We start from the raw sequence: 4,398 nt of genomic DNA on the forward strand, positions 1-4,398 counted from the left end.
CGACTGGTTCAACCGGCGACGCCTCCACGGAGAGCTCGGGCACCTCCCGCCCGCCGAGTACGAGGCCCTCCACACCGCATCACCCGCACCAGAACTCACCCTGAAAACCAGCTAACCCACCATCCACCAAACCCGGGGCTTGACAGGGCGTTGTCACGTTGTTGGGTACGTGACAACGCCCGCGGGGGCGCTCACGGCCTGGATGCCGGTGGAGCAGATGGTGGCGCTGGACCTGGAGTACGCGCCACCGTTCTCACCGGTGTGGATCCCGTTCTGGTGGCCGCACGCAAGGCTGCACAGGCAGTGCGCGCGGCCGGCTTGTAAGTGCGGGAGGGTCATCGGGGAACCGTCAGCCGAGTCCCCATGTCTGCCCCATCCTGTGCGCTGCGCAGATGTTGGTGTCCAGCACGTAGGCTCCCGCCGTGCCGCACCGCGTGGTGCCGGTGCCCGGGTCGACGGGCTGCCCGTGACCCATGCTGGTGATGCTGTACGTCTCGACGACGGCGGCCCCGCTCCCGTTCCGGTACACCTGGTGCGGGTAGCCGGCGACGGTGTCACTCAGGTCCGCGGCCTGGTCAGTGCCGTGCACGTTGGTCCACTGCTCGACGAGGTCGCTCATGTTGACGGGCCGGACGGTCCAGTCGGCCGTCCCGTGGTAGACCGAAAGGGTCGGCCAAGGGCCGTTGTAGCCGGGGTACGCGGCGCGTACCCGGTTGCCCCACTGCTCCGGGGTCTGGGGGGCACCCTGGAACATGCACATGTACGGCATGTTGCCGGCCGCCTGTGAGCAGCCGTACGGAAGTCCGGCGACGATGCCGCCTGCCTTGTATACGTCGGGGTAGGTGGCCATCATCACCGAGGTCATCCCGCCACCCGCCGACAGGCCGGTGACGTAGACCCGCGACCGGTCGGCGCCGGTGTCGGCGATCTGGCGGTCGGTCATCTGCTTGATGGACGCAGGCTCACCCTGGCCCCGCGCCATGTCTGCCGTCTCGTACCAGTTGAAGCACAGGCCCGCGTGGTTCGTGGAGACCTGTTCAGGCAGGACGACGGAGAACTTCCAGCGGTCGGCCAGCTGGGTCCAGCCGCTCTGGGTTCCGAACGTGGTGGCGTTCTGGCTGCATCCGTGCAGGACGACGACGACGGGCGCGCCCTGGGGCAGTCCCTCCGGGATGTAGCGGTACATCTTGAGCGCCCCCGGGTTGGTTCCGAACCCGGTGACTTGCTCGATAGTTCCCGCGGTCTGGGCTGCCTGGGCCCCGGCCCCGGACAGCAGGACGGTCATCAGCGCCAGGAGAGCGGCGCATGCGGCTCGTGTGAGTTTCATATCGTGGACCGTAAAAGCGTTCCCATAGTCCGGGATATGGAACGCCCCGCCACATTTGAAGGGACAACTATGGGGTTTTGTAACGAAGGTCATACCCCAAGCGCCTTCGGATGCCGTTATGTCCTCTTGACAGGGCTTAGCTTGGCGTTACGGGCTGCCCCGCGATTGCTGAGGTCTTAGCGCATGACGCCGCTCGGCACTGACAGTGAGGAAGGGACTGCCAGGCACTGCTCCACGGCGTGGGGGAATCCTGTGGTGGATCCGGCATGGATCGCCGATGCTCTTGAGCATGTCCAGCAACGTTGATGCACAACTTGAGCACGGCCCACGAACCGAGGGCTCGGAGCGGTCCGCCCGGCACTTTGGGTGGTCGAACATGTTCGTCGACCGTGGTGAGGACCCACGGACGGATGGGGGGTTCGAGGGTGAGCGGGCCGTCCTCACGGGGTACCTGCGCGACCAGCGACTGACGCTTGAATTGAAGTGCTCTGGTCTCGATGCCGCCGCCCTGGCTCGTCGTTCGGTGGAGCCGTCCAATCTGTCGCTGCTGGGGCTCGTGCGCCACATGGCCGGGGTGGAGCAGAAATGGTTCCGGCAGGTGATGGCCGGGCAGGATGCGCCGCGGCACTACCGCTCCGATGGCGACCCCGCCGGAGACTTCAACGGCGCGGTGCCCGACCCGGAGGTCGTCGCGGAAGCTTGGGCTACCTGGCGGGCAGAGGTCACGTTCGCCGAACGGTTCACGGCCGAGGCAGCCGATCTCAGCGTCACAGGCATGGGCGGCCAGGAGCCGATGCAGCTTCGGGAGGTGTTGGTGCACATGATCGAGGAGTACGCCCGGCACAACGGTCACGCCGACTTCCTGCGTGAGCGGATCGACGGCCGAGTGGGGCAGTAGACGTCGCAGCGGGATACCGTGCCGGCGGATTCCGCCCGTTCCTTGCGACCGTGCAGAGGCGCGTGACGCGGCGACGACCGCGTGGGTTCTTGTGGTGTGAACATCAAGCAGGCCCGCGCGGCCATGTCGCATCCTGCCTTCTGCGGCGTCTCGCTTCAGCATCTTGGCGAGTTGACCGAAGAACTCGCTCCACGCTGGGAAGCGCGCTGCAAGTCCGGCCGCCATGAGCGGCGCCGGGGTGCTCGCCGACGGCAGGCCGGAGCCGGGCCGAAGTACGAACTGGTCTTTACCGACCGGCTACTGGTAACCCTGGTCCACCTGCGGACCGGTCTCACGCACGAGGCCCTGGCCGTGATCTACGAGGTGGGCTCCTCCACCATCGGCCGCGCGGTCAGCGAAATCCGCCTGCTGCTGGCCGAGCGCGGGTTCGCCGTGCCCGACCGGCCAGGCCTCCGGCTGCGCACGCTGGAGGACGTATTCGCCTACGCCGCAGCCGAGAAGGTGACCCTCAGGATCGACGGCACGGAGACCCAGGTCCGGCGCCCCAAGGCGTACCGCCCCGGTCGGCGGGCCGTCGTCTCCGGCAAGCGCAAGCAGAACACCATCAAGACCACCACGATCAGTGATGGCCAGGGCCGTACGCTCTGGTCCGGCGCCATGCGGCCCGGTCGGATGCACGATCAGACTGCGATCCGCACCGAGGGGATCGCCGAGCAGTTCCGGCTGCACCCCACGGTCAGAGCCGAGGTCGACGAGGGCTACCGGGGCCTGGCCAACGAGTTCCCCAACCAGGTCAGCGCACCGCCGAGGAAACCGAAAGACATCGACAACGCACCGCTGACCGAGCGGTATGGATGGCGTGAGATGCGTCGCCGCCAGTCGTCCCGCCGGATCTGCGTCGAGCACGCCAACGCCGAACACCGGCAATGGCAACCCCTACAGCGGTACACGGGTCGGCGCGAGGAGTACGGGGAGATTCACCGAGCCGTCGCCGGCCTGGTCTCCGACCGCGCCGCCAAGCGGGCCACCCGACACAAGCCCAGCACCGAACTCGTGCTCGTCCGCACGATGGCCTGCTGAATGACCCACCAGCCGAACGCCCACGCCAGCACGCCCCAACATCAATCGCGGGTCAGCCCGTTAGGGGCTGACCAGCAACTTCAAGATGGCGGGGCTTCACTGCGTCCGCTTGCGGGCCTGCTTCACTTCCTGGTCGACGGCCCAGGCGTTGGCGACCGGGCCGAGGTGGCCGAGCTTGTCGGGGTTGATGACGGAGCGGATCGTCTGGATTCGTCCGTCGAGGACATCGAGGGCGAGGATGTGGAGGATCTGTCCGTCCCGGTCGCGGAAGACCGCTCCGGGCTGGCTGTTGACCTCCTGTTGTTCGAACGTGATGTCGACCTGGGTCATCAGCGGATAGATGCTGGCGAGCAGCCGGGCCACGTTCTCGGCGCCGACGACTGTCCTGGCCAGCTGCGGGGCCTTGCCGCCGCCATCCCCGACCAGCTGGACGTCGGCCGCCAGCAGCCCCTGCAGCCCGCTCACGTCGCCGTCCCTCAGCGCGTCGAAGAACCGCGCTGCCAGCTCCTGTTGCTCCTGCCGGTCGGCTTCGAACCGGGGCCGGCCCTCGTTCATGTGGCGCCGTGACCGTACGAGCAGCTGCCGGCAGGCCGCCTCGGATCGGCCCACCGCCGTGGCGATCTCGTCGAAGCCGAAGCCGAAGACCTCGCGCAGCACGAACACCGAGCGCTCCAGCGGGCTGAGTCGTTCCAGGAGCAGCAGGGCCGCCATCGACACGGAGTCGGCCAGTTCCGCCGCGCGGGCCGGATCCTCGTACGGATCGTCCAGCAGCGGCTCGGGCAGCCACGAGCCGACGTACTCCTCCCGCCGCACCCGGGCGGAGCGCAGCACGTCGATCGCGATCCGGGTCACCGTGGCCGACAGGAAGGCCTTGGCGGACACAGGCCGGGTCGTCGAGGCGTCGTAGCGCAGCCAGGTCTCCTGCACGGCGTCCTCCGCCTCGCCCACGCTGCCCAGGATCCGGTACGCGATCGAGAACAGCAGCGGCCGCAGCTCCTCGAACTCCTCGACCTTGCCCATTGAGCTTCCTCCAACTTCGAACCCGCAGGTCATCGGGGCTGGTGTGAGTCAGCGATCTCGTACTCGTACTGGT

Annotated in this window: 4 protein-coding genes and 1 pseudogene; 3 read left to right on the top strand and 2 right to left on the bottom strand. The window is 67.8% G+C overall.

Annotated features, from left to right (window positions below; translation table 11 throughout):
* Nucleotides 1–181 precede the first annotated feature (181 nt).
* A pseudogene (locus JL475_RS40970) lies at nucleotides 182–324 on the top strand (flavoprotein oxidoreductase); the annotation flags it as partial.
* 25 nt (nucleotides 325–349) lie between these two features.
* Here JL475_RS40970 and JL475_RS38110 read toward each other — a convergent pair.
* Nucleotides 350–1,327 carry a PHB depolymerase family esterase gene (locus JL475_RS38110; RefSeq protein ID WP_202282785.1) on the bottom strand — a complete coding sequence of 326 codons (978 nt, stop codon included), beginning with the start codon at nucleotides 1,325–1,327 and terminating at the stop codon, nucleotides 350–352.
* A gap of 376 nt (nucleotides 1,328–1,703) precedes the next feature.
* Here JL475_RS38110 and JL475_RS38115 point away from each other — a divergent pair, with 376 nt between their 5' ends.
* Nucleotides 1,704–2,225 (top strand): DinB family protein, encoded by a 522-nt coding sequence (locus tag JL475_RS38115; protein WP_202282787.1) that lies wholly within the window; start codon nucleotides 1,704–1,706, stop codon nucleotides 2,223–2,225.
* A 123-nt stretch (nucleotides 2,226–2,348) separates the two neighbouring features.
* On the top strand, nucleotides 2,349–3,305 hold the full coding sequence (locus tag JL475_RS38120; protein ID WP_202282788.1) for a transposase family protein: 957 nt from the start codon (nucleotides 2,349–2,351) through the stop codon (nucleotides 3,303–3,305).
* 96 nt (nucleotides 3,306–3,401) lie between these two features.
* On the opposite strand, the gene JL475_RS38125 is transcribed toward JL475_RS38120, so the two are convergent.
* The gene (locus JL475_RS38125; RefSeq protein WP_202282786.1) at nucleotides 3,402–4,325 is read right to left on the bottom strand and encodes an RNA polymerase sigma-70 factor; all 924 of its coding nucleotides are present in this window, start codon (nucleotides 4,323–4,325) and stop codon (nucleotides 3,402–3,404) included.
* Between the last annotated feature and the right edge of the window lie 73 nt (nucleotides 4,326–4,398).

Origin of the sequence: Streptomyces sp. M2CJ-2 (genome assembly GCF_016757295.1) — a bacterium.
Classification (GTDB): domain Bacteria; phylum Actinomycetota; class Actinomycetes; order Streptomycetales; family Streptomycetaceae; genus Streptomyces.

Coding starts and splice junctions, on each gene's coding strand:
- JL475_RS38110 (WP_202282785.1), bottom strand. CDS start 1,327: ATGAAACTCACACGAGCCGCATGCGCCGCTCTCCTGGCGCTGATGACC.
- JL475_RS38115 (WP_202282787.1), top strand. CDS start 1,704: ATGTTCGTCGACCGTGGTGAGGACCCACGGACGGATGGGGGGTTCGAG.
- JL475_RS38120 (WP_202282788.1), top strand. CDS start 2,349: ATGTCGCATCCTGCCTTCTGCGGCGTCTCGCTTCAGCATCTTGGCGAG.
- JL475_RS38125 (WP_202282786.1), bottom strand. CDS start 4,325: ATGGGCAAGGTCGAGGAGTTCGAGGAGCTGCGGCCGCTGCTGTTCTCG.